We start from the raw sequence: 24,610 nt of genomic DNA, 5'->3' as shown, positions 1-24,610 counted from the left end.
ACGACCAAACCACATAATCTATCGCTATAGTATACGAGGAACAAGCAACGCTATATCAGAGCTTTTGTAAGCCAAACTTAGCTATTTTGTTTATAAGCCCTCGATGTGAAGGTAATTCGATTAATAACTGTTCGACGCGACGCTTTTTTAAATCAACTTGCTGCTGAGCCAATAAACTGGCTTGTTCAGATAATTGTTCTGTCTTTGGCAAATAATTCATACCAAAAAGCACATAAAGGTAATTTTCTAAGTCAAACAAATCAAACTTACTATCAAAATCCTCTCTTATAGGTGAAAAGCTTTGCCATTTTAACACGTTGCTTTTTAACTTCTCAGACAAGGTTGAAGGTTGCTTGTTATCCACCCAAAATAAAGAATCATCTCGATCAGATATAAAGTAGTGCAACTTAATAAAGTCGAATGTACTATCCCACACATACTCTACTTGTTTATTAAAATCGGTTGCAATTATATCAATATCCTCTTTATTTCGAGGAAAACGCTTAGATAACAGATTCCCTGAGAAATCGGTTATTAGAATAGCGGTTGCTTCTAATGGCTCCACAAACCCTTGTGATAAACCAATAGCGACACAGTTTTTATGCCAAAACTTTTCTCTGCGACCTACTTTTATTGGTATTTTTCGAGGCTTTAAATGCGTAAACTTATTACCTAGGTAATGATGCAATTTCTTTTTCGCTTGCTCTTCACTCATGTGCTTTGAAGAATAAACAAAACCAACACCTCGGCGCTCTGTTAATGCAATATCCCAAATCCAACCTGCTTGATGGGCTGTTGCTATTGTATATGGCGGAATCTCATCATCTACAGATGTAGGTACTTGCAACGTTATCGCTGTGTCTGTTAACAATTCATTTGAACGATCTATAAAGTCAACATTTAGCTTTTCGCCTAAAATAGCAGCACTAAAGCCTGAACAGTCAATAATAAAATCGAAACTTAACTCATTTTTTTCATTATCAATCAAGTGTGTGACAAAACCATCTTGATCACAATTAACATCTATAATTTCTGCATACAGGTGCTGAATAGCAAACGTTTTTTGGGCATGATTCATTAAGAAACTAGCAAACTTTTTTGCATCAAAATGATAAGCATAACCGTTAAGACCTACAAATTCTGGCGTTGAAATTGACTTCGGCGCACGCATTTTTTCACAGCATATTGCTTGCTTAGAGACATTATCGGCATATTGTTGATGCCTATCACTGCTTAACCATTGATCTGTTAACTCTTCCCCAAATATATGTGGGTGATCAAATAAGTGGTGATAAAAGTTTTCACCATGCTTGTGTTTGTCTAGCCAATTAACAAATTTAATTGACTGTTTAAAGGTAACATCACACTCACGTATAAAGTCTGTTTCACTAATTCCAAACTTTTGTAATGAATTACGAATCGAAGGAACTGTTCCCTCACCAACACCTATCGAGGGTATAGTTGGTGATTCAACTAGCGTAATTTCAATATCAGTACCAAGTAAGGATTGGCCTAAATGATTGGCCGTAAGCCATCCCGCAGTTCCTCCTCCTACTATCGCTATCTTTTTTATCATATTAAAATCCTTAATTCTCTAACTCATAAAAAAGCCCAGATTAAACTGGGCTTTTAGTTAACTCTCTAAGCTAAATTAGAAGCGTAAAGCAATACCAACTCGGTAGCGCGCTTCACCTTCAAAGCTCCATGCAGGGTAGCCATTACGTAACTCAGGCTTAACTTCTGCATCACCAGTAGCTGTACCAACTTGGATGCTATCTTCTTCTGTGATGTTAACAGCTTCAAATGTTAGATCTAAGTAGTCTGTAACAGAATAGTTAGCAGTTAAATCAAGCGTACCATAGTCTTGGTGCTCACGGTTACCGTAGAAGAAAGGTGCTTCTCTAACCATGTACTCTGAACGCCAGTTGTATGCTAGACGTAGACTATAATCTTCTGCTTCATAGTAACCTACAAGGTTTACAGTATGCTCTGAAGAATCTGAGAATAATTCAATACGGTCTGGGAAGTTTTCCGCAGGCGCCTCTGAGTCAACCCAAGTATAGTTGGCTTGGTAACCAAAACCGCTGTCAAAACCATCTTGGATTTGAAGTTCAATACCCTGGATTTCACCACCAGAACCTGTGCCTTTAGTTGCTACAGTCCAGTTATCAACACCCGAATCAGGGTCAACGATACCAATGCTTTGATTTAAGATTTGGTCAACTTTAGTAAACGATGAAATATCTTTGATGAAATATGTAGCACTAACCATACCGTCGCCATCAAAGTAGTATTCCACACCTAGATCTGATTGCGTTGCTTTAAATGGCTCAAGACCAATGTTACCTGTTGATATGACTTCGTTACCAATAGTACCGTCTTGATACCCTGAAAGTGAAGAAGCTGCGAACATATCACTGTAGTTAGCACGAGATATAACTTGTGCTGCTGAGAAACGTAAAATTACATCTTCAGCCAAATCAAAAGCAACGTTTAAGCTAGGAAGTACTTCACTATAATCTGCTTTTTCAGTGCTTAAGTTGTTACCGTAGTTACCACTTGCGTCTAAAGCATAGTATTCAGACTCTGCATCTGTTGATACATAACGAATACCAAAGTTACCACGGATGCCATCAGCTGAAAAATCTGCCATTGCATATAGGGCGATATTTTCTTCTTGGATTGTACCATAGCCTGACTTATAACCAATTGATGTATTATCAAAGCTTGTAATTGCGGCATAACCATCACTTACCATTTGGTCAAGTTTAGGTTCTGGTAACGTATATCCTGCACCTGAAGACACTGTACCTGAATAGTAATGAGATGCATCATAAGCAGCAATCGAATCTACAACATTAGCTGTGTATGTTTCTTGCGTTACTTCATGATCTGCCCAACGGAAACCTGTTTTAATTGAGGTGATTGCACCAAAATCGACAGGGAAAGTGAAATCAACTTGTGCGTATGATTCTTCATCTGTATTTGGTTGCTTCTTAAGAGCCCAACCTGCTGAAGAAAGCTGACCTTGGAAATCATCAGGACCGAATGATTTATTTGCAACGTCGATATTGATCACATCGCCAGTTGCGTCATATGTGCCTGCATAATCACTTGGTGTGCCAAGCCAGAAACCATAGTTAGCTGTTAAATCCGTACCACCGTCTGACTGTGTATTACCGAAGCGACCTTCAACTTCAAAATTTTCACCCGCATATTTAAAGTCAAAATCAACAGTTTCTGATGTCATTGAACCAGCACGAGCCCAAGTTTGTGCCCAACCTGGATTAGCTCCATTACCCGAGCGGCGGTAGAAAGTACATGTACCATCTACATTTACTTGCTCACATGATGCTTCTTTGTCATCTGGGAACATTACAAATAATGATGTATTTGCATTATCAGCTGATAAATCTAAGCTCATGATATTAAGACCAAGAACTAAATCATCAGTTGGTGCATATTGGAATGATGCATTAATTGCTGTGCGTTCACGCTGTTGTTGGAATGTTGAAGGAACAATGTCACCCCAGCCAACCAAAGATTCAATACCGTTACGTTGGTAATTAGTTTCTGAGAATGCTGCAGAAACTAGCGCACCGAACGTTTCGTCTTCGTTCTTCCAGCTGTATAAACCAGAGATTTCTGGGTCAGCTTGCTCTGAAATCGAACCGTAATCTGCTTTAACGCTTCCAAAAAAAGTGTTTGCATCTAAATCTAATGCTTTACGAGTATTAACAATTACTGTACCACCGATACCGCCTTCAACAATATCCGCTTGTGAAGATTTGTATACTTCGATACCGCCAACCATTTCAGGCGGAAGCAATGTATAGTTAAAGCTGCGGTCGATATTTTGTTGGTCGTACCAACCAGTTGAAGCAACTGAGTGACCATTAAGTAATGTGCGAGTTAGTTGTGCTGATGCACCACGGATAGATACCTGTTGGCCTTGGCCAAACGCTCTATTAACTGCAACACCTGAAATACGACCTAACGCTTCACCTACATCACTGTCTGGAAATTTACCTACATCTTCCGAAGATAAAGCATCAACCACTGAATTTGCAAAACGTTTAGTATTCAAAGACGCTTCTAAAGAACGGCGGATACCGCGTACTTCAATTACTTCAACATCTTCTTGAACTTGAGTTTCTTGCGCTGCGAATGCAGCACCAGTGAATCCGGCACTCATTACAAGACCGATATTTACTGCTAATAAGCTTTTTTTAAAATTTTTAGCTAACACAGGATTCCCCTTGAATCATTTTGTTGGTTTTATTTATCACTTCTGCCCAGTGATGATGACAGCGTTGTCATCTAGTAACAAACCATACACCCTAAATTACATTTGTGCTACATTTTTTTAGCTACTTTCTGTACGAAAACAGTTTAAAAAAAAGCAACTCTTTGATTTAAGGTTAAATTTAAAATGTAAATATATGGCTTGTTACATTTTAACGGCGCAAATATACCATGATTTAATATCAAATGAGAAAGAAGACATACCTGTTAGAGGTAAAAATAGCAGGGAAACCACATTAATATGTAAACTAATCGCTCCATTTAAGTATTTTAATACGTAAAACCTCCATAAAATCAACATTTGCTGTTTGCAAGATAATGATTTGTTTTAGGGCAAATAAAACAAAACAAGGGGGTGGAAATAATTATCACCAACAATGACAGCGTTGTCATTTTGAATTATAAAGCCCTCTCTACTGCATGTCTATCTTTATTTGGCGCAAAAACAACTGTCTTATTGATGGGCTAAAATTTAAACGCGAAATTGGTTAAAGGGGCTATTCAAATTACAAGTAACGATGGGGAGTGAATTATTTATGCAGAACAAAACATACACAGAAACTAAAATGCAGACTAAGTGCCTGCATTTTTTAGTTAAAGGCTATTATGCATTAAGGCGCCCAATAAACTTCTATGTTAATCGTTGGGTGATTAAGAACTGCGCGAAGTGGCATAGCGTTGACGCCTCCGTCTGCTTTTGCTGCTTTATAGACGGCTAATTTTTCCTCTCCACTGATAAGAAGCTTAACCACCTCAGATTGCGCAATAGCATGAAGCGTTAATGTCATACGTTGCGTAATACTACCAGTTACTTCACTCTGAATTGCGTTTATTGCGCAAACTAAATTAGTACTCGTTAAACCATTATCTAGCCCATCGGCGTTGGGGAACAAAGATGCTGTGTGTCCATCAGGTCCCATACCAAGAATAGTCACATCAAATGGCTGGTTAAGTTGTTGATACGCTTGCTCACACTCATTTGCGCCTTGCAAAGCAGTGGCCGCGGTATTTTTCATGGTTATAAAATTCGCTGAAGAAGCATGATTTTGTAATAACGTGCTCTTAATAAACGCTTCATTACTTTTTTCATGATCAGCATCAACCCAACGTTCATCAACCATAGCAACGTCAATCTTGTTCCACTCTAATTCGAGATTCGAAAGGTGTTTATAAGCAGGTGCAGGAGACGAACCACCTGATACCATCAGAGAAGCGCGGCCTTCTTTTTTGATACCCGATACCAAACGTGCCTCTAAGCTCGCCGACAACTCAGCGGTGAGTGATTCTTTTGAATCAAAAAATTTTTCAGTAATTGTGGCCATAATTATGCTCTATCACCTGTGTTGAACCAAACGTGGTTATTTTCTGCAAGTAACTCATCTGCGTCTTCAGGACCCCAACTACCTGCACGATATAGCGAAGGTGCGCCTTTTTGCTGCCAACGCTCTACGATTGGATCAATCCACTTCCACGCTTGACGGACTTCGTCACGATGAATGAATAACGATGGGTTGTTTGCAGCAGCATCAAGCATTAAACGCTTGTATGCATCTGAGTGAAAACCATTACTATATGCTTGAGATAACTCAATATTCATAGTTACTGGTTCTAGTTGCATTTCTAGATTATCTAAACGTTTAGACATCAGTGTCAGTTGAATTGTTTCTTCAGGCTGCAACCTAATAACTAAGCGATTAGGCTCAATTTTGCCAACATTGTCACCATATACGTTATGGGATACCTTTTTGTACTCAACAACAATTTCTGCACAGCGTTTAGCCATGCGCTTACCTGTTCTAAGGTAAAATGGTACACCCGCCCAACGCCAGTTATCTACGTGAGCACGTATCGCGACGAAGGTTTCGGTTTTACTCGCCCCTTCGTTCAGCTCTTCTAAATATCCTGGAACAATTTTACCATCTAAATCTCCAGGTACGTATTGACCACGTATAATATTATCATCAACATCAGTGTCTACAAGCGGCCTTAATGACTCTAAAACTTTAAGTTTTTCTGTGCGAATACTATTTGCATTTAGCTTATTTGGAGACTCCATAGCAACCAAACATAATAGTTGGAGCAAATGGTTTTGTACCATATCACGCAGTGCGCCTGCTTTATCATAAAAGCCGGCACGACTTTCGAGACCGACCGTTTCAGATAAGCTAATTTGAATATTATCTATTGATTTAGCATCCCACATATTTTCAAACAGTGAATTTGAAAATCGCAGTGCCATTAAATTTTGAACCGTTTCTTTGCCTAGGTAATGGTCAATACGGAAAATTTGTTCTTCTGTAAAGAATTGGGCGATTTTAGCGTTGATTTCTTCAGCTGATTGGCCACAATAACCGATTGGTTTTTCCACAACAACACGAGATGAAGGTGTTATAAGCTCTTTAGTTGATAGTATTTCACAACAACTTCCATACACAGCTGGAGGAAGTGATAAATAGAACACGCGTGATTTATCTTGAGAATCTTTCTCTAAAATATCTTTTAATGTATCCCAGTCACTGTCAGCCTCAGTTACATTTGATACCACAGGGACTAAGAAAGTTGAAAAAGCATTCCAGTCTTTACTATTAAATTCGCCTTTACTTAAAAACTGTTTTAATGCTTCATGCGCGGTTTCAATATATTCTGCACGTTTACTTTCTTCACGAACGGTCGGCAAAATGCGTGACCCCTGTGGTAGATTCCCTTCTTGATATGCGCGATACATTGCAGGAAGTAATTTGCGCAATGCAAGATCACCGCCGCCCCCAAAAATTACAATATCAAAAGGATTTAGCATAATTAACTCTCTACGTTTGCATTGCCCTGTTGTCGACTGCTTCATTACAGTACAGGCATACATTTTTGTTGTTTAAAGTGATGTCAGCTTTTAGCATGGCGAAAAAGCCTGTTGAATTCGATTATTATATGGCTGATTAAATGAGCCTTAGGGGCTCTGTATATCCTCTCACAAACATACAGGCCCTAAGAACTCCAGCGCTACCCGTTCAAAGGTATTTGGTTAGCAATAAGCATTTTACTAATGCCAATCGCTAAATTAGTTAAGCGCGATGCGCTTTGTAGTAGTTCATTAAGCCTTGAGTTGAACTATCATGGGTATGTTTGACTGTTTCATCAAGTAACTCGGCCTCTATTTTAGACGCTAAACCTTTACCTAACTCTACGCCCCACTGATCAAAAGAGCATATTTCTAAAATGATACCTTGGCAAAATATTTTATGTTCATACAGTGCAATTAAACGCCCGACTGCTTTTGCATCGACTACATCTAAAAGGATAGAAGTCGTGGGTCTATTGCCTTTGTGTATTTTATGATTCAACAGCGTTTTAATTTCACTCTCAGACTTACCTTTAGCCGTTAAATCTGCACGTACTTGATTTTCATCAACTCCCATCATCATTGCTTCTGTTTGAGCAAAGAAGTTTGATAATAAAATATCGTGGTGTTGTCCAACATTTACTTGAGGTTTCACTGACGCAATGAAATCTGCAGGAACAATCACATTACCTTGGTGTAAGCATTGATAAAACGCGTGCTGACCATTAATACCCGTCATTCCCCAGATAATAGGCACTGTTGTGTAATCTACAACTTCTCCCCCAAAGTTTACATGCTTACCATTACTTTCCATTTCACCTTGCTGTAAATAAGCAGGTAGCATGTGCAATGCTTGATCGTATGGCAAAATCGCTTGTGCATCGTAACCAAGAAAACTCGTATTCCAAACGCTCAATAAAGCCATCAATAGCGGGATATTTTTATCATTGGGTGCTGATTTAAAATGCTCATCTATTTCAAACGCGCCTGCAAGTATATCTTCAAATGCTTCGAACCCTAAATAAAGCGCTATAGGTAATCCTATCGCACTCCATAATGAAAAACGACCGCCAACCCAATCCCACATTGTGAATACGTTTTCATTTGCAATACCAAAAGCAGCCGTTTTTTCTAAGTTTGTACTTACAGCTACAAAATGCTTGGCAATGGCTTGTTTATCATTTGCTGAACGTAAAAACCAATCAACCGCTGTTTTTGCATTCGTCATTGTTTCTGATGTGGTAAATGTTTTAGAAGAAATAACAAACAATGTCGTTTCAGGATCAATTTGTTCTAAAACCGATGCTATTTGTACACCGTCAGCATTGGATACATAGTGTACATTAAGCGTATCATCGGCAAAGCTTTTCAAGGCTTCAGTTGCCATTTGCGGGCCCAAGTTTGATCCCCCAACCCCTACGCTAACAACTGATTTAACTGGTTTCCCGGTGTATCCTAGCCATTGACCAGAGCGAACTTTCGCTACAAATACTTTAATTTTTTCAAGCTCGGCGTTAACAACCTCACTGACATTTTCACCATCCACTACAAGGCTGTTCGTGGCTCTGTTGCGCAAAGCTGTATGAAGTACAGCTCTGTTTTCAGTGAAATTAATTTTCTCTCCAGAGAACATTTTTTCACGCCAAGCAGCAACATCACAATCACTTGCAAGTTCGAGTAATTCTGTCATTACGTCTTTATCAATGAGTTGTTTTGAATAATCAAACAAAACACCCGGGATTTGAGTCGAGAATAACTCGAATCGACTGCTATTATTGGCAAATAGATCTTTAAGATGAACTTCTTTCATCTTATCAGCACTGATTGTTAGTGCTTGCCAACTAGCTAGTTTTGAACGACAACTCATTTTTAAAATCCCCTATGAACTTGCAACAAACTGATTTATAACTATCTTTATTTAAATACAGCAAAACGATAGCCCGTTAACCTACAAACTAAATTAACGATAAGTTAAAATGACAGCGCTGTCAATATTCTGTTTTTATATTTTACGATTCAGATAATAACGTAATTTTACTCTTTTGACACCGGTATCATAAAAATTTTATAAATTATTTTACTGCTAATTTTACTTTACATTCGATACACTAGTCGGTCTTGGTAAAGATTTAAATATTCATCTATTCGTTTTAGAACAAATAACGGCGCTTAACAAAGCTTCAAACAACACGATAATAACAACCTAAAAAGTAACTGTATGAAAGTAACTATAAATGATGTAGCAAAACTTGCGGGCGTTTCAATGAAAACGGTTTCGCGAGTGATAAACAAAGAACCTTCCGTACGCAAAAAAACATTCGATGTAGTTATGGAAGCAGTTAACGAATTAAATTATCAACCTAACCTTGCTGCTCGTAACCTAGCTGGAACATCCTCATTCACAATCGGTTTAGTCTATGACAACCCCAATGCATATTATGTAATCGATATGCAAAATGGTGTGCTTTCTCGTTGTAAAGATGAAGGCTATGAGCTGGTTATTCATCCATGCAGTTACTCTGAAGCAAATATGGAGCATGACTTTAAGACGATGATCAAGCGATCTAGACTTGCAGGTCTCGTGTTAACCCCTCCGCTTTCAGAGCAAAGTAGCATTACTAACTTGTTAGATGAATTAAACATTCATTATGTACGCGTTTTATCTGGTCGCCCTAGTGAAGAAGAGCAAGATACCTGTATTTATGTAAACGATTTCAAAGCGGCCTATGAGATAACAATGCACCTGTTAAATCACGGTCACAAAAACATTGGTTTTATCTGTGGTGACAAAGAGCATAAATCAACAAGTGAGCGCTTAGAAGGCTATAAAGCCGCAATGGCAGATCATGACACGGAAACAAATGATGCGTTTATTTATGACGGTAAATACTCGTTTGAATCTGGTGTTGAAGGCGCACAAGCGTTATTAGCAGACGATAACAAACTAGCAATCACCGCTATTTTAGGCGGTAACGATGAAATGGCAGCAGGTGCGTTATTTGCCTCACGCTTAATGGGTATTCAAATACCTGAACAACTGTCTATTACAGGGTTCGAGAACTCTCCTTTCTCTCGTCAAACGTGGCCTAAATTAACAACAGCTCATCAAGAAAATGATGTAATCTCTCAGCATGCAGCTCGGTTATTATTTACCAAGACGAGAGGTGCAAGAAACCAAGACAAGGATATTATTACCTCATTTACTCCTTCAATTGTTGTTCGAGATAGTTCAGGACCAAAACTCTAATAAAATGCAAAAAGGCGCTCAAATTAGCGCCTTTCGTATTACTCTATCAATGTCACATTAACGCCAACCCGCCTTTGAGGTTGTACACATGTTCAAAACCAATGTGCGCCAAATTATTAGCAGCTTGTTTTGAGCGATTACCACTGCGGCATAATAAAATATAATGATGTGTCTTTTCTAATTTCCCAGTTACTAACGCATGTGCCATTCTACTCAGTGGTATATTGATCACCTGCTCTTTCTTCAAATTAAAAAATTTATGTAAATCATTTGCATCATGCTCGTATGGCTCTCTGGTGTCTATCAAGCATGTATCACTCTCTAGCAGCATCGATTTTGCTTTCGTTACATCAACCTGCATTAAAGGTGGCTCATCAAGCGTGGCTGCAAATCCACATAAACTGGCTGAATGAGTAATTGTGTGGGCGTCATTCTCTTGTTTGGTTGTAACAAATTCAGCATCAGACATCGCACCTGACAATAAGGCACTTAACAATGGGGTTTGTTGGATTTGTGCATGCCAATTAATAGCAAAACATTGTTGGTAATCATGACCAGAACAAATCACCGTTTCATTTTGTACGAATGTATTTAGCTGACGCAAGGAGTTGGCCATTTCAAGTGCATCCCCCCCCGCTAACAAGCTATTTCCCAGACCCGCGGGCAACAATAAATCGCCGCAGAAACAATACAGTACTTTGCCTGTCTTTTTGCTCCGTACTAGATAGCTCAGACTGTCTTTGCTGTGGCCAGGCGTATGTATACGCTCTAAAGTAGCATTCATCAAATCAAGTTTTTCAATGTTACTAGGCCAACCCAGTTGGCCCGCTTTAACATCACTTAACATTGAGACAAATGTACGTTCATACAATTGCCTTGCTGAAATGCGGTCTTGATGATCATGCGTATCTAAAATAGCAACTAAATTCAATGATTGTGTGCTGACTATTTTTTCTAGTCGAGGAAGCATTTCAGCAATTGGGTCAATAATTATGGCGTGTTTACTTTCACTCACAAATAACCAACTACACGCCCCTTGGTGGCGGTACTGAGTTAAGCCTAAAGCACATGCTTCTTGTTGCGGTGACAATGTATCAGACACGACTAAGCAGTTAGCTTGCAAAATAGGCTTTAATGCGCAAATTCGTTCACACGCCAGATCAATATCTGATGGCGACATTGCTGGTCCAAATGACAAACGTAAAGCATTTTCACTTTGCCAACTAGCTATTCCCATAGCATCTAGCACGAAACTTCTATTTGCCCCAGAACTACAAGCAGAACCCCCACTAATGCGGATGCCTGCAGCATCAAATAAGTCCATGACTTCTTTACTGCTGAGTTCATTTACACAGAAATTAAGGGTCGTGGGCACACTATTTTGAAACTGATGGTTAAAGGTAACTTTACCGAATGTGTGTATCAGTGCTGTACGCAATTTATCTCGGTATTCATTAAGTACACGGCTTGGTTTAAAAGTGCTATCTGTTTCGTCGAGTAATAATTCAAACAGCTTATTTAACCCAGCAATTCCCGGTAAATTTTCTGTACCAGAACGCTTACCACTCTCTTGCCCCCCACCTGCAATAAATGGAGTATATACACGCCCTTCTCGGATATAGAGCATTCCAATCCCTTTAGGAGCATACAATTTATGTCCTGAAAATGGCGCATAATCAATACTTGTTTCGCTTAACGCTAGTTTTGTTTTACCCAGTGCTTGAACACAGTCGACCATCCACGCGACATCTGAATTGTGAGTCCGAATAGCGGTTTCAATAGCAGCTAAATCTTGATAAATACCCGTTTCATTATTAACCGCCATTGTACAAATCATTAATGCATTTTTGGCATGCTGTGCGATAAAGTCTAAATCGAGAATACCATCATTGGAAACGGGTATCGCCAGCACATCTGCATGAATGCTCAGTACTTCATTCCAATGGCTCAATGTATTAGGAACGGCTTTATGCTCCGTTGCACCATATAACAAAACGGGCTTTTCAATCTGGTGGTTTTTGGCAGCAATTAACGTTGATACAACGGCAGTTTGAATACCCTCTGTAGCACCTGAGGTGAATAATATATCACCATATTGGGCCCCTATTACTTTTCGTGCTTGGTCTCGCGTGTGTTCTAATAAATGCTTTGCCTGAATACCTGTTATATGCGAAGAAGACGGATTACCAAAACAAGTTTTCATCGTATGTAAAACAACATCGGCGATGCAGGGTAATACGGGGGTTGTAGCGTTTGCATCAAGATAAATTTGCGCGGTTTGATCGGTAGAGAAAACATGTTCGGACATTAATAACGCACCATATTACTAAAAGATATATCTTATAACACATTTTACATAAATTTTATGATCAGTGTAATAATCAATTCATCTCTATGGTGCGGTTTATATTCTATTTAAGACTAAAGGCTGTTTAATTCTGCTGCTCTATTAAATGCTCTTCTTGCTGGGTTGACCAAGCGTTGATCAACGCTTTTACCAGTGATGCTAAAGGAATGGCGAAAAACACCCCCCAAAAACCCCACAGCCCACCAAAAAACAAAACGGCGACAATAATAAAAACAGGATTTAAGTCAACCGCTTCGGAGAATAATAAGGGAACTAAAACATTACCATCAAGCGCTTGAATAATACTGTAAACGATTAAAATCGTCCAAAATTGAGTGTCTAAACCGAATTGAAATAACGCCACAGCAGCAACAGGAATAGTGACTAATGCTGCACCGACAAAAGGAATAAGAACCGAAAAACCAACCAATACACCTAATAATGCAGCGTATCGCAAATCTAAAACCGTAAAAGCAATAAACGACACTGAGCCTACAATTAAAATTTCAAACACTTTACCGCGAATATAATTCATAATCTGCTGATTCATTTCATGCCAAACTTGTAAAATTAAACGGCGCTGTTTAGGAACAAGCTTCGCAATACTTTGGGTTAATTCAAGCTTATCTTTGAGCATAAAAAAGACTAATAATGGCACAAGAATCAAGTAGATTAACCACGCCGCCACATCTTTAAGCGAAGTCAGGGAAGCAGATAAAGCAACCTGACCAAATTCAATCACTTTACTTTCCACACTCGCTACAACTGACTGCACCTGCTCAGCGGTTATTAAGCTTGGGTATTGATCTGGCAAATGTAGTAAAAAATACTTCCCTTTCTCTATCATGTGTGGGGATTCTTGGAGCAAGTTACTTGCTTGCTGCCAAAGCACAGGGCCCATACCAACAATCAAGGTTAACATTAACCCTGTAAATGCAAGCATAACAAAGATAGCGGCTGTGAATCGCTTTAACCCTAGCCGTTCTAAATACGCAACCGGCCAATCCAGTAAATAAGCGATGACCAAAGCAACTAACACAGGAACAATCAATGAACCAAAGAAATAAAACAACGCCATTAAGGCGACTAATAAAAATAATAAAGTAACTGAATGAGGGTCTGAAAATTTTCTTTCGTACCATGCTTTTACATATTCAAACACGACGTGGCTCCACCATTAACAGCCCAAGCTGCTTTTGTAATTGGTAATGATAGTTATATTTTTGCAAAAAACGCTCTATATCTGATGTTGATTGCGCAAGTGTTAAAGTAAACTTAATCGACTGTTGATTTAAGTTTGCCTGTTTTAACCCTAACTTAAATTGAATAAACTGCTGCGGACATTTAAATTCGCGCAGATCCTGCTCTAACATGACTTCTCACTCTGAAAAATATAAGCCCAGAACATGTGTAATACCTACTTACTCTAATGCATTTTAAATCAACTGTAACTTTTCCTTAAAACCCTTTGCACAATGGTTTATCCTTAATAAATATATTGTAGTAAGGAAAAGCCCATGCCCGGCACGAATAATAAAGCGCTACTACCCAGTAATCCAACATTAAAAGATATCAACTGGTTTAAAAAGCAAATAAATTGGGGAGAGCTACCCCCGTTTTATCACTTAATTGCCTCTTCCGTGAGTGAGTCTGAAGGCATATTAGAACACGGTTTTGATAACGCCGTTAAGCGTTTAATCGATAAACGTAACTGGAACCTAGATTTACTCGGAGGCCATGAAGATTCTTTAGGGGAGATTCACTGTACAAATAAACCACGTGTTGCACTTCATCAAATCTTCACGGACCGAGGTTTTGAGTTATGGGCGCTGCCTTACGCTAAAGAGGTAACGATTGATCAATATATCAAAGATAACCGTTTCATGGAGTTTAAAGTATGGGACCCTGTCACCATGCGAAGCTTAATTCGTATCAACCAATTGCATAAATTTATAGGCTTTTATTTTGAGCGAGGTGATACTGCCGATAAAGCATTGATACTTCATGCCCATAAAACCGTTCATAAAATTATTACTTTTTTACAAAGAGAATTGAACGTTGTGAAGCTTGATGGAGTCACAATTAAGGATTTCTACCAGTTATGCGAAAAAGACAGCCGTGCATGCAGTGATGAAATAGACATAGCACGAATTATGCTCGGCGATACAACCAGCAAGGAATAAAATGCGAATAAAATCAGCCTTTATTACTGTGTTTAGCGCACTTATAACGCTAAGTGTTTTAGGCAGTACATCCTTAAAGGCACAAACTAGCTTTAAATTGCCAGATTTAGGCACTTCAGCCTTACAAGCTTTACCTCTTGAAAAAGAACAAGCTATTGGTGAAGTGATGATGATGCAGATCCGCGGTTCATCGCCTGTTGTAAGTGATCCAGTACTGGATGAATATTTAACTACCCTAGGTAGAAAGTTAGTTGCAAATGCAAGTGATGTTAGGTTCCCATTTACATTTTTTTGGATTAACAACCCTGAAATTAATGCATTTGCTTTTTATGGCGGCCATGTAGGCGTGCATACCGGATTGATGGCGCAATCTGACAGTGAGAGTCAATTTGCATCAGTGCTAGGTCATGAAATTGCTCACGTAACTCAACGTCACCTAGCGCGAAGAATTCAGCAGCAGCAAGATAATAGTGCATTAACAATAGCGGGCCTAATAGCCGGCGTTTTAGCGACAGTCGTTTCACCTGATGCGGGTATTGCAATTATATCTGCAAACCAAACACAAGCCGCATTTAGCCAATTAACTCATAGCCGCTCTGCTGAGCAAGAAGCAGATAGAATTGGTATGCAAACCCTCAACAATGCAGGCTTTGATCCCTATGCATCAAGTGAGTTTTTAACTAAACTTGCCGCACAAATTAGATACAAGTACAAACCGCCGGCTTTTTTACTCACTCACCCCTTACCTGAATCAAGGGTATCGGATGTGCGACTACGTGCGCAACAATTTGAAAAACGCCAGTACCCTCAGAGTCTAGAGTTTAACCTAGCCAAAAGCCGTGTTATAGCGCGTTATCACCATAAACCTGTTGATGCAGAAAACTTATTTAGAAAACTGATTAAAGAAAATACCTTTTACAATAGTACTGCACTTAAGTATGGCTTAGGCATAAGTCTACTGGACCAAAAAAAGTATGCTGAAGCGGCTGAGGTACTGAATGAATTACTGGCAGCTGATCCTAAGAATTTGTTTTATATAGATACCCATACCGATTTATTAATCGGCCAGGATAAAGCCAGTGACGCGGTAACTTTTCTAGCAGCTTTACATGACAACCGTCCGAATAATCAGGTCATTACCTTGAACTATGCCAATGCTGCATTAGAAGCTAAACAGTATGACTTAGCTGAGCGCTTGTTAAAGTCGTTCCTACTGGAAAAACCCGAGCATAATTTGGCGAAGCAACTGATTACGGATGTTTATAAAAAACAAAAAAACCTAGCATCGTACCATGAAGCAAACGCAAGTGTTCTTGCGCAATATGGTGCGTATTTAAAAGCGGCAGATGAAGTACAAAAAGCATTAAACTTTGTTGAACCGCAAGAGTTAGTAAAACAACAGCGCCTAAAGGCTTTACTAACTCAGTATAGACAAATGCAAAAAGAACTCGCGAGACTTTAAGTCTCGCCATTCTTCCCCTAAAATAGAGCCTCTTTTTAATAATGGATCTTTAACTATGTCTGTCACTCTTTATCATAATCCACGCTGTTCTAAATCTCGAGAGACCCTTGCTTTACTTGAAACACATGCTGTTGAACCCGATATTATTGAATATTTGAAAACGCCACTAAACGAGGAGCAAATTACCGCTCTCGTTAAATTACTGGCTCTTGATTCTGCACGTGACATGATGCGGACTAAAGAAGATTTGTACAAAGCATTAAACCTTAAATCACAAACAAATGAAGCAGAATTAGTTAAAGCGATGGCTGATAATCCCAAGCTCATTGAACGTCCAATTGTCGTAAATGGGGATAAAGCGGCAATTGGTCGCCCACCAGAAAACGTCCTAAGCGTACTGTAATGCGACCTACTATAGTTGTTCTTTATCATTCAAGCCACGGCTCTGTTGCAGCCATGGCTAATGAAATAGCTGATGCCGTTGAGGCACAAGGCGGTAATGCTTTATTGCGAACATTTGTTGCTAAAAACCCTGAAGATATTATTATCGATAAAGACGAGTTGATTCAGTGTGATGGCCTTGCATTTGGGACCCCTACCCGCTTTGGAATGATGGCGTCTCAAGCAAAAACTTTTTGGGAAACCACGAGTGATTTATGGCTAAAAGGCCAATTGATAGATAAACCAGCGTGTGTCTTTTCATCCTCTAGCAGCATGCATGGAGGCAATGAAGCAACCCTGCTGAATTTATCTTTACCATTACTTCATCACGGTATGATGCTTTTAGGAGTTCCTTATGAGGTGCCTGAGTTATTAGCGACACAAACAGGCGGAACACCTTATGGAGCCTCCCATGTTGCTGGCGCAAACAACAGTAATCAATTGAGCAAGGACGAAATCAAAATATGCCAAAGTGTAGGGCAAAGACTAGTTAAAATTACGAGTAAACTAAAATGACATCAAAAGCGGCACACCCACCCAGTGTGGAAAAAAAAGCAATAACAGTACGCTTCCAGCGTATTGCCCTCTTTGGCTATTTTGGGCTTTTAGTACTAATGCCGATCTGGCTTTATCTTATCGCACCGCGTGAAGGGCACAGTAACGGGTTTATTTTTGTTGTTTACATTTTACCTTTACTGTTACCACTGAAAGGTATTTTACAAGATAAACCATACACTTATGCTTGGGCAAACTTTATTGTTATGTTCTATTTCATCCATGGTTTCACTTTAATATGGGTTGCACAAGAACAAATGATTTGGGTTTTACTTGAGTTATTATTCGCAACCGCCATGTTTATAGGCTGCACCTATTATGCTCGCTATCGTGGACAAGAACTGGGCCTAAAAATACGTAAACTAAAAGAAGATTTAGCTGACGAAAAAGCGTCACATGAACAAAAGCACCAGTAATAAATCAACCTTGTGAATGCAAGCTAAATAAAAACCCGCCAATCGGCGGGTTTTTTATATATTAAAAAATTAAACTAAGTCACTGAGTGTCGCCAAAGCAACAATACTCGCCAAACCTAATTGACCTATCAGGCTAAGAAGTGAGAAAGAACGCAATACAAACAGCCCCCAAGGATGTTTTACCGTTGGATACAAAGCACATCGTTTAAGGCTCATCGCAAAGAAAAAACACACCACAGTAAGCGTAGTTAAACCGAGTGTGAGTTCACTTTTAATTGCAAGTGACTCATCAAAAAAGAAGAATAACTGCAATGGTAATAAAATTGTGACAAGTGCGTGTAGCCCATGCACTTTTTTTATGCGATCAAACTGCCCCTCAGGTGACAACTCTTTTATGCCAAAGTCACGTTCTAAACACTTAACTAGTTGCGCCGCTTTAACACGCACAGCTAAGCGGTAACAACTTAATCCATCATTATTACGGACACGGTAGTCGTAACCAAACTTGAGTAAAAGTACCATCAATGGTTCATTTTTTGCTAAAACAGCGTAATGTAACGCGGTGTTGCCTAATTCATCACATTGTTTTTTGTCTTGCTTTTCAAGCAGTATTTGAACTAAATTCACAAACCCTTTTTCAACAGCCCACATGAATGCCGTTTTTTGGGTCTCATCACACAATGTCCCTGTTGCGCCTTGCTCAATAAATCGCATCGCCATTGTTTGTTTAGCTTTACTTGAACTTAAATGAGCAAGTAACGCTTGCTCTAATAAATAAGCAGAGTCAACATCAGGAGAAACTTGTGTTAGTAGGGTAAAGTAATCTCTGCCACTGGCAACTTTTTCAGCCGCCAATTCACTTAAAAGACTGCTTTCGCTTACCGAAACTGGAATAAATTGACTAAACCGCTCCCTAAAATCCACCTCTTTCCAAATTTCTAATGCATCTTGTGCAGCAACTTTACTACCAGCATTTAATGCATGCTCAATAACTGTGAAGTAGCGCTTTGAAAATAAATGGCTAAGTAATGAAAGCGGTGTATCAATTGCAGATTGTGCCGCAACACTCGCATACTTTTCTAACCGTTGACACATCAGTAAGACTAAACCCTCAGGTGTATAGTCATTTTCTAAATAATGGGCTCTTGCTGCAGAAATATAATGCTGCGCATCTTCATCATATTCACTGATGTGTTGAAAAAAGCATTCTTCAAAAGGTTCCAGAGGTGAAAACCAAGTAAGATAATAAATAGGGGGTAAAACCGTGGTGCAAACGCCATTACTCTCTTCTGTAGAGCGACATGAAGGCCACGCTTCTAATGCGTCCAAAATAAATGCCCCGTTTTGCTCAATGAGCCCTTTGACTAACAACGGATATTCTTTCGGCCAAATGAGTACATTTTCCATTAAATCAACACAACTCCAGTGTTTAAAATGCAGGGTAAATAAGTGAGTAAATAGTTATAACAAACGCAAACTGACACTGCGCTTAACGTCAATTTTTTATACTTAAGCATTTCAAAAGTGATCTTAAATATGTGGTCTATTCTAACATACCTGGATCGGGGCGCTATACTAAATAATGGAGATCTAAAAGAATAATAGGAAACGACGAATTAATTATTCATACCAAGGCACATCGTTCAGCATTTCACAGGGGGGTTATGTTAAAACGTTACTTTGCAGTCACTTTTAAAAGATATATATCTACTATGAGAGTAAATCCTTGTTGAGCGACCAATAGTTTAGTCCAAAAACGAGTCATACAGAGACATTAACTTTAAAAATAAAGCGACTATTGCATGTCATGCCTAAATTACTTTTATGCCAACTACAAACCCGTTTTTTGAGGTGGTTAAAGCCTATTCGCCCTTGAAGGTTGACGACTTTATGTCACTACTTACTGCTCAATTCTGCTGTAACTTTAGCGAGGCCAACGTCTGAAATACGCTGTATAACCTCTTTTTGTTTTGCACTTAACAGTGAAATACCCTCTGCAACAATATCATAGACCTTCCAGCTTCCATCCTTACTTTGTCGCAATTTAAAATGGAGGTCTATGGTAGGTGCATTACTATCAACAATCTGCGTTTTTACGGTTGCAAAATCGCCAGTTATTACGTTGTTATCATCTTCAAACTTAATCTCTTGCCCTGTGTACTTCATGAGCGCACCTGCATAAGTAATACTCAAATAATGCTCCACGGACTCAATAAAAGCTGTTGCTTGACCTCGGTCAATCCCCTTTATATGTTTTCCTAGCAATTTATAAGATACAAACTTTATGTCCATATGTGGCATTAAATACTGATTTACAACGTACTTCATCTCATCTTTGCTTGCTGTACCATGACTGTTTACTTTGCTAATTTCACTAAATAGTTGATCGCCAACCTCCGTTAGCAGCTCAACGGGTGATTGTGTAGGCTTTGCCATAAGTGAACTACTGAATAGAAATGCTATAAAAAGCAGGTTGCGGCCAAATGAAATCATCGTAAGTATCCTCAAAAATGTGAGGGCCTAATTTACCTGTTTTATATGCCTTAAAAAAGAAACAAAATAGCACATTATTAGTGGCAATTTGGCACGAATGTAAATATTACTATGTTTTCAGCAACTTAATTTCCCATGTGTAAAAATACACATTTACTGTGCTCTGAGCAGCTTTATGTTCAGCAGGAAGGAGGTGTTAAAAGCTCAAAAATGGCTTATTAATATCGCATGTTGACATCCATAGGGTGTATCGTTGCTTATGCAAGCAGGCATAGGGGTTTCATTTATTCAAGGTATATACTTCGCAAATTGTAAGTACACACTATCAAATTTAAGACCGGTTTTTAATATATTACCAAAGTCAACACGCTAAAAATAACACTGTGTTATAGACACTACCCACATCCTCGTATTAAACGCCGTAATGATAGACTTAACGTTTTTTCGACGTCATTTGCAAAACACTTTTAATTGAAAAGAGATTTGATAGACTAAGGCACCTTTAAAAATTATAAGTAAACACAATGGAACTTTGGCACATTCTTATCATCGTATTTGTTTTAGCAATTATAATCGGTAATATCATGTTACTTAAACATTCTGCAAATATAGGGTTTAAAATCCCGCCTAAGACCACTAATAAAGACGAAGAAAGCATGGATTGAGTTTTCGCCTATATGTTATTTAAGTGACCTATCTACTTTAAAAAATATAACCCTTCCATTGTTGCCCGACTTACATAGCCTGTAATGTCTTAAGCATGTCAGATCTATTGGTAGTTATTTAAATACCTTACCAACATCACCATTATCCCTGACTAAATGACAGTGCATAAAACTATGCTTGGACTTCGTAAAGAAACCTTAAAAGATTTAATCTATGGCGCGTAAAGCTGTACATTTTTAACACACGCCACCAGCTCTTATGACAAAGCTATAATTCAAACACTTAATTGTAAAAATACATAACACCATTTCGCCGCCCTAATTTAACTTGAGCTAAATTCATAGTTTAAAAATAATAGAGTATGAAAAATAAACTTGACAGCGCTGTCAATTGTAGTGTTATAGTCATGTTAGGATATTTAAGTATGAACACAGATAATATTTAGCCATCTAGACGTTGAAGCATCCCAAATAAACGCGTAATATGTCTTTATTCTGTGTGAACCTCACTTTAGCCATGAGAATTTTTAAAGATGATTGATGTAAAACACCTAAAGACCATAGCAACCTTGAAAGAAACTGGATCTTTGGTAAATACGGCCCGTGAACTTTTTTTAACTCAATCTGCTTTATCGCATCAGATCAAAGATCTTGAAAACAAACTGGATTGCCAATTATTTGAAAGAAAGACGCAACCTGTTCGCTTTACACCTCAAGGAATGTTGTTGCTAGAACTCGCCAATGAAGTACTTCCTCGCGTTGAAGCGACGAAATGCCGACTAAAAGAGAGTTTAAATCAGCCCATATCGCAATTACGACTAAGTGTCGAATGCCACGCTTGTTTTCATTGGCTATTACCGACGATAAAAGAGTTTAATAATTTTTGGCCGGATATAAAAGTGGATTACGAACGTGGCTTTAGTTACGACGCTATCCCTGATTTACTCAATGAAGAGTTAGACTTAGTGCTTACTTCAGATATTCGCGAGCCTGATAAACTAGAATACGCTCACCTATTTGATTTTAAGCTAAAATTAATTGTGGCTCCGGATCATGAGCTAGCAAAAAAAGCGTATGTGACAGCACTCGATCTAAAAAATGAAACGATCATTTCATACCCGATCCCTCGTGAACGACAAGATATTTTTAAGCACTTTATCCAAAATGCACGATTTGACGGTACGCTAAAAAATGTTGATCAAGGCTTACTTATCTTTCAATTAGTCAGCGCTGGTATGGGAGTGGCTGCTTTACCTGATTGGCTCGTTACACCTTATGAAAGCCAAGGCTTAATTAAATCTATTCCACTTGGTGCATTAGGTTTAACACGCCCAATGTACCTAGCGATGAAGAAAAACATGAAGGACAACCCTGTTTATCGGCACTTTTTAAATACCTGCAAACTAAATAATGGTCGATAAAATTAATTATTCACAGTAGCATACTTACATCTATTTAAATGATGTTACTGTGATGTTTGAACTTAAAAAAATAATCGGCTCAATGCTGATGCCACTGCCATTAGTAGGCCTTCTTTGTTTACTTTGTTTTTTTTACACATTACGCAATCACAAACTAGCATCAATCATGGGTCTGATCTTTGTCGGGTTTTTACTCTCTATCAGTACACCTTTTATTGCCCAAAAATTAATTAACCCAAGCTCACAATTAAAATATGTATTTGACGTAAAAAAACATCAACAACTCGATAAAATCGTTGTGCTTGGGTGTGACGTTAACCCAAACCCCCAATTGACAGCAAACAGTCAATTAGGAAACTGTGCGAAGAGTAGATTAGTTGAAGGACTACGGTTAGCGTATCTTTACCCCAATGCGTATCTTATTGTATCTGGTGGTGGTATTGGAAATGTGACAAATAGTGCTTTAATGGCGCAAACCGCTATTAGTTTAGGTGTAAACCCCAAACGCATAAAGCAAAACCCAGCCGCCATGGACACAGCAGACGAAGCTAAATTTCTAGCACCAGCCCTGGTTGACTATAAAGTAGCCTTAGTGACATCAGCCAGCCACATGAAGCGTGCATCAGACCTCTTTTATGCCCAAGGTATTGATGTAGTGCCAGCAGCAACTGACTTTTATGACTTTTCAGCTTGGCCAACACATAAGCAATTCATCCCAAGTGTTGGCGTATTAAAAGCGGTAACTGCTTATTGGCATGAAATAATTGGCCGTACTTGGATTGAACTTCGTCGCTGGATTGATTCGCAAGCGCTGTAATAAGAAGGCTACTTTTTTGAAGTAGCCCAAGCAGTATTTACACTGGATTATCGATATCAATAAAGGTTACATCAAAGCCATGTTCATTGGCTAAAAATTCGCCTAATGCTTTTATACCGTATCGTTCTGTTGCATGATGCCCAGCAGCAAAAAAATCAATACCTTGTTCACGCGAGCTATGAATTGTTTGCTCGGATGCCTCGCCCGTAAGATAAGCGTCCACACCTTGGCTTGCAGCTAAATCTATGTAGCCTTGGCCGCCACCGGTACACCAAGCAATAGTTTCTATTGGTTCATCACGTACAAGGCTTGTCAAAGGTTTACGGTTCAGAACTTGGGCTATTTTTTTCGAAAACTGCTCACCCGTCATCGGGGTTTTTAAACGCCCTTTTACTGCAACACTATTGTTTATTGGCTCTAAGCCCATTTCCCACTGCATATCCAGTAACTGGGCAAGTTGAGCGTTATTACCAAGATCAGGGTGGATATCAAGCGGTAAATGATATGCAAATAAATTGATGTCATGAGCTAAAAGTGCACCAATTCTTCGCTTTTTCATACCCACAATAGGTTGTGATTCACCTTTCCAAAAAAATCCATGGTGAACCAAAATAGTATCAGCGCCTTGGGCAATGGCTGCATCAATTAAAGCTTGGCTTGCAGTGACACCGGTCACAATCTTTTTAATCTCTTTTTGTCCTTCAACTTGAAGCCCATTTGGGCAAAAGTCTTTAATCGAATCCGGTTTTAAGATCTCATGTAATAATTGGTTAAATTCTCTACGCTGCATAATTTTTTACCACCTCTGCATTAGATTTTATGCAAATTTTGGCGCTTATAACCTCAAAATGGAAGGAAAATCGCAAAAAATTGAAAAGTTCGCCAAAACTAGGTATAAATGTGTATTCTTTATCTGTGTTTACAACGTATAGGGTCTCTGATGAGCAAACTAGACAAAACAGAAGTGTTAAATGCCTTTGAAGCAGCATATGAAGCCGCCAATGGTAAGAAACCTGAAATCACCACTAAACCTGGTTGGTACAGCATCGACGGCGGTAAAAATTTACGCCTAGCTGATGTAGCTGAATTAACTGAGCAGCTTACTTCTGGTAAAACGGCTGAGCAACCTGCAGCAAAAGCGCCAGCTAAAAAAACTAAAACTAAAACTGCCGCGCCAGCAAAACTAGCTGAGAAAAAAGCACCATTTGCTGTAGTTACACCTAACGAAGACGGCTACACAGCCGAAGAGTTATGGATTGTTTACCTAGCTGAAAAAGATCATGACTGTCGCCTACCACGCGGTGTTGTGTAATTTAAAGTAACGCACTTTAAATAAAAAAACCGCTACTAAGCGGTTTTTTTGTGTCTATAAAAATATTCTTTTAATAGCCATTGGGATAAATAGCCGCATAAAACAATAAA

21 protein-coding genes are annotated in these 24,610 nt (G+C 38.8%); 10 read left to right on the top strand and 11 right to left on the bottom strand.

The genetic code is table 11. The features are described from left to right. Window positions 1–55 precede the first annotated feature (55 nt). The 5 genes from ATS75_RS00190 to pgi all read right to left on the bottom strand — a co-directional run bounded on the left by ATS75_RS00190 (window position 56) and on the right by pgi (window position 9,008). Complete coding sequence (locus ATS75_RS00190) at window positions 56–1,576, bottom strand: tryptophan halogenase family protein (protein ID WP_058558420.1); 1,521 nt, start codon at window positions 1,574–1,576, stop codon at window positions 56–58. A gap of 75 nt (window positions 1,577–1,651) precedes the next feature. Beyond that, window positions 1,652–4,249: a TonB-dependent receptor gene (locus ATS75_RS00185; protein ID WP_152996154.1), complete on the bottom strand. Its 2,598-nt coding sequence runs from the start codon at window positions 4,247–4,249 to the stop codon at window positions 1,652–1,654. A 667-nt stretch (window positions 4,250–4,916) separates the two neighbouring features. Continuing rightward, window positions 4,917–5,627 carry a 6-phosphogluconolactonase gene (pgl, locus tag ATS75_RS00180; protein WP_058558419.1) on the bottom strand — a complete coding sequence of 237 codons (711 nt, stop codon included), beginning with the start codon at window positions 5,625–5,627 and terminating at the stop codon, window positions 4,917–4,919. A 2-nt stretch (window positions 5,628–5,629) separates the two neighbouring features. Next, the gene (gene zwf, locus ATS75_RS00175; RefSeq protein ID WP_058558418.1) at window positions 5,630–7,102 is read right to left on the bottom strand and encodes a glucose-6-phosphate dehydrogenase; all 1,473 of its coding nucleotides are present in this window, start codon (window positions 7,100–7,102) and stop codon (window positions 5,630–5,632) included. Between the two features lie 262 nt (window positions 7,103–7,364). Next, window positions 7,365–9,008 (bottom strand): glucose-6-phosphate isomerase, encoded by a 1,644-nt coding sequence (gene pgi, locus ATS75_RS00170; RefSeq protein ID WP_058558417.1) that lies wholly within the window; start codon window positions 9,006–9,008, stop codon window positions 7,365–7,367. 351 nt (window positions 9,009–9,359) lie between these two features. Here pgi and ATS75_RS00165 point away from each other — a divergent pair, with 351 nt between their 5' ends. Continuing rightward, window positions 9,360–10,388 (top strand): LacI family DNA-binding transcriptional regulator, encoded by a 1,029-nt coding sequence (locus ATS75_RS00165; protein ID WP_058558416.1) that lies wholly within the window; start codon window positions 9,360–9,362, stop codon window positions 10,386–10,388. 52 nt (window positions 10,389–10,440) lie between these two features. Here ATS75_RS00165 and ATS75_RS00160 read toward each other — a convergent pair whose 3' ends face one another. From ATS75_RS00160 to ATS75_RS00150, 3 genes are all read right to left on the bottom strand, one after another. Continuing rightward, window positions 10,441–12,696 carry an aminotransferase class V-fold PLP-dependent enzyme gene (locus ATS75_RS00160; RefSeq protein ID WP_058558415.1) on the bottom strand — a complete coding sequence of 752 codons (2,256 nt, stop codon included), beginning with the start codon at window positions 12,694–12,696 and terminating at the stop codon, window positions 10,441–10,443. A 124-nt stretch (window positions 12,697–12,820) separates the two neighbouring features. Further along, window positions 12,821–13,897 (bottom strand): AI-2E family transporter, encoded by a 1,077-nt coding sequence (locus ATS75_RS00155; protein ID WP_058558414.1) that lies wholly within the window; start codon window positions 13,895–13,897, stop codon window positions 12,821–12,823. Further along, complete coding sequence (locus ATS75_RS00150; protein ID WP_058558413.1) at window positions 13,890–14,108, bottom strand: hypothetical protein; 219 nt, start codon at window positions 14,106–14,108, stop codon at window positions 13,890–13,892. The genes ATS75_RS00155 and ATS75_RS00150 overlap by 8 nt, the downstream gene beginning before the upstream one ends. Window positions 14,109–14,252: 144 nt before the next feature. Here ATS75_RS00150 and ATS75_RS00145 point away from each other — a divergent pair, with 144 nt between their 5' ends. The 5 genes from ATS75_RS00145 to ATS75_RS00125 are packed head-to-tail and all read left to right on the top strand — an operon-like array spanning window position 14,253 to window position 17,792. After that, the gene (locus ATS75_RS00145; RefSeq protein WP_058558412.1) at window positions 14,253–14,918 is read left to right on the top strand and encodes a hypothetical protein; all 666 of its coding nucleotides are present in this window, start codon (window positions 14,253–14,255) and stop codon (window positions 14,916–14,918) included. Window position 14,919: 1 nt separating this feature from the next. Further along, window positions 14,920–16,380 (top strand): M48 family metalloprotease, encoded by a 1,461-nt coding sequence (locus ATS75_RS00140; RefSeq protein ID WP_058558411.1) that lies wholly within the window; start codon window positions 14,920–14,922, stop codon window positions 16,378–16,380. A 55-nt stretch (window positions 16,381–16,435) separates the two neighbouring features. After that, the gene (arsC, locus tag ATS75_RS00135; protein WP_058558410.1) at window positions 16,436–16,783 is read left to right on the top strand and encodes an arsenate reductase (glutaredoxin); all 348 of its coding nucleotides are present in this window, start codon (window positions 16,436–16,438) and stop codon (window positions 16,781–16,783) included. Further along, on the top strand, window positions 16,783–17,337 hold the full coding sequence (wrbA, locus tag ATS75_RS00130; RefSeq protein ID WP_058558409.1) for an NAD(P)H:quinone oxidoreductase: 555 nt from the start codon (window positions 16,783–16,785) through the stop codon (window positions 17,335–17,337). The genes arsC and wrbA overlap by 1 nt, the downstream gene beginning before the upstream one ends. Continuing rightward, window positions 17,334–17,792: a DUF2069 domain-containing protein gene (locus tag ATS75_RS00125; protein ID WP_058558408.1), complete on the top strand. Its 459-nt coding sequence runs from the start codon at window positions 17,334–17,336 to the stop codon at window positions 17,790–17,792. The genes wrbA and ATS75_RS00125 overlap by 4 nt, the downstream gene beginning before the upstream one ends. Before the next feature lie 69 nt (window positions 17,793–17,861). On the opposite strand, the gene ATS75_RS00120 is transcribed toward ATS75_RS00125, so the two are convergent. Both ATS75_RS00120 and ATS75_RS00115 read right to left on the bottom strand, forming a co-directional pair. After that, window positions 17,862–19,199 carry an ankyrin repeat domain-containing protein gene (locus ATS75_RS00120; protein WP_058558407.1) on the bottom strand — a complete coding sequence of 446 codons (1,338 nt, stop codon included), beginning with the start codon at window positions 19,197–19,199 and terminating at the stop codon, window positions 17,862–17,864. A 489-nt stretch (window positions 19,200–19,688) separates the two neighbouring features. Continuing rightward, a complete protein-coding gene (locus ATS75_RS00115; protein WP_058558406.1) occupies window positions 19,689–20,285 on the bottom strand; it encodes a phospholipid-binding protein MlaC in 597 nt (198 codons plus the stop codon). Window positions 20,286–20,809: 524 nt separating this feature from the next. Between ATS75_RS00115 and ATS75_RS19970 the strand changes: the two genes are divergently transcribed. The 3 genes from ATS75_RS19970 (at window position 20,810) to ATS75_RS00105 (ending at window position 23,188) form a co-directional block, all read left to right on the top strand. Further along, a complete protein-coding gene (locus ATS75_RS19970) occupies window positions 20,810–20,950 on the top strand; it encodes a DUF2897 family protein (protein WP_082665362.1) in 141 nt (46 codons plus the stop codon). 533 nt (window positions 20,951–21,483) lie between these two features. Next, window positions 21,484–22,371 (top strand): LysR substrate-binding domain-containing protein, encoded by an 888-nt coding sequence (locus ATS75_RS00110; protein WP_058558405.1) that lies wholly within the window; start codon window positions 21,484–21,486, stop codon window positions 22,369–22,371. 52 nt (window positions 22,372–22,423) lie between these two features. Next, the gene (locus ATS75_RS00105) at window positions 22,424–23,188 is read left to right on the top strand and encodes a YdcF family protein (protein ID WP_058558404.1); all 765 of its coding nucleotides are present in this window, start codon (window positions 22,424–22,426) and stop codon (window positions 23,186–23,188) included. A 37-nt stretch (window positions 23,189–23,225) separates the two neighbouring features. Here the strand turns inward: ATS75_RS00105 and ATS75_RS00100 are convergent, their stop codons facing one another. Next, window positions 23,226–23,978 (bottom strand): Nif3-like dinuclear metal center hexameric protein, encoded by a 753-nt coding sequence (locus ATS75_RS00100; RefSeq protein WP_058558403.1) that lies wholly within the window; start codon window positions 23,976–23,978, stop codon window positions 23,226–23,228. 150 nt (window positions 23,979–24,128) lie between these two features. Between ATS75_RS00100 and ATS75_RS00095 the strand changes: the two genes are divergently transcribed. Beyond that, the gene (locus ATS75_RS00095) at window positions 24,129–24,500 is read left to right on the top strand and encodes a hypothetical protein (RefSeq protein WP_058558402.1); all 372 of its coding nucleotides are present in this window, start codon (window positions 24,129–24,131) and stop codon (window positions 24,498–24,500) included. Window positions 24,501–24,610 lie beyond the last annotated feature (110 nt).

The sequence above is a fragment of the Pseudoalteromonas sp. H105 genome (genome assembly GCF_001469215.1).
GTDB lineage: Bacteria > Pseudomonadota > Gammaproteobacteria > Enterobacterales > Alteromonadaceae > Pseudoalteromonas.
This window is presented reverse-complemented; position numbering and strand designations above follow the sequence as displayed.